The organism is Escherichia sp. AM3 (assembly GCF_032029835.1).
Classification (GTDB): domain Bacteria; phylum Pseudomonadota; class Gammaproteobacteria; order Enterobacterales; family Enterobacteriaceae; genus Escherichia; species Escherichia coli.
On the sequence record NZ_JAVUPQ010000284.1, the window covers coordinates 1 to 1,486 of the forward strand.

Below are 1,486 nucleotides of genomic sequence, written 5' to 3' on the forward strand. Positions count from 1 at the left end.
CGCATCCGCTCCTTGATGAACGCATGCCCCGTCTTCGACATCACCGGCTGGCCGCCGTTGCGGGTCACGATGTCTACCGTATTCCACGTCAGGCGCGGGTCGTGAATGATTTTCGCTCCCGGCTGCTTCTGCAGGAACGCCTCAGCCAGCAGGCCGACAATGTAATACCCCTCGATAAACGACGCCTCGTCATCGAACAGGAAGCAGCGATCGAAGTCGCCGTCAAAGGCAATCCCCATGTCGGCCTGATGCTCGCGCACCGCGTCGGCGGTATCCTGGCGGCACTCCGGCAGCAGCGGATTAGGGATACCGTTAGGGAAATGGCCATCCGGCTGGTGATGCACCTTGATAAAGGTTACCGGCACCCCGGCCGCCGCGAAGCGTTTCTCCACCTCATCAATCACGTGCCCCGCCGCCCCGTTGCCGGAGTTCACCACCAGCTTCAGCGGACGGGTGAAGTTCGCCAGGTCCACGTAGCCCATCAGGTGGTCGACGTACTCCTTCAGCACCGAAATCTGACGCAGGGTCCCGCGACGTTCCGGGTCCACCGGCGGGAACTGGTTCTCCTCCGCCAGGCGCTGGATATCCCGCAGGCCGGTGTCGCCGCTGATGGGCTTCGCGTTCTCGCGCACCAGCTTCATGCCGTTGTAGTTCATCGGGTTGTGGCTCGCCGTCACCTCGATGCCGCCGTCCACCCCGAGGTGGAAGGTGGCGAAGTAAATCTCTTCCGTGCCGCTCAGTCCGATGTCCAGCACATCGGTACCGGCGTCCATTAACCCGCGGGCCAGCGCCAGCTTCAACGACTCGCTTGTGAGGCGCACATCCCCCCCCACCACTATCTTCCCGGGTTTCAGAAATTCGCCGTAGGCGCGCCCGATACGGTAGGCGATGTCCTCGTTCAGTTCCTCACCCAGTTCACCACGGATGTCATAAGCCTTAAAACAAGTTAACTGTGTCATTCTGCATCTTGTCCCGAAAATAATTAGCAACGACCATACTGGTCTTTAATACGAATAATGTCGTCCTCGCCGAGGTACGACCCCGACTGGATCTCCAGCACTTCCAGCGGAATACAGCCAGGGTTTTCCAGGCAGTGCTCGGCGCCAATCGGAATAAAGGTGGACTGGTTCTCGGACAACAGGAACTGCTTGCCGTTGACCGTCACCTGACCGGTGCCGGCGAGAATAACCCAGTGCTCGGCGCGATGGTGGTGCATCTGCATCGAGAAGGCACCGCCTGGTTTCACCGTGATGCGGTTGACGTTGAAGCGCGGGGTCTGGACCACCACGTCGCAGCGGCCCCAGGGACGGTAAATCTCGCGGTGGCGCTTGTATTCGCTGCGCTGGTTCTGCTTGAGGAACTCGACCGCCTTCTTCACGTCCTGGGAACGCTCGCGGTTCATCACCAGCACGGCGTCCTTGGTGCTGACAATCACCAGGTTCTCCACACCGATGGCCGCTACCAGCTTCTCGTCGCTGTTGATGTA

2 protein-coding genes are annotated in these 1,486 nt (G+C 60.4%); both read right to left on the reverse strand.

Features of this window, described 5'->3' with window-relative positions:
- On the reverse strand, window positions 1-959 hold a 959-nt coding region (gene rfbK / locus RTW80_RS25135), incomplete at its 3' end, for an O9 family phosphomannomutase RfbK (RefSeq protein ID WP_312720773.1).
- 23 nt (window positions 960-982) lie between these two features.
- On the reverse strand, window positions 983-1,486 hold a 504-nt coding region (locus tag RTW80_RS25140; protein ID WP_312720775.1), incomplete at its 5' end, for a cupin domain-containing protein.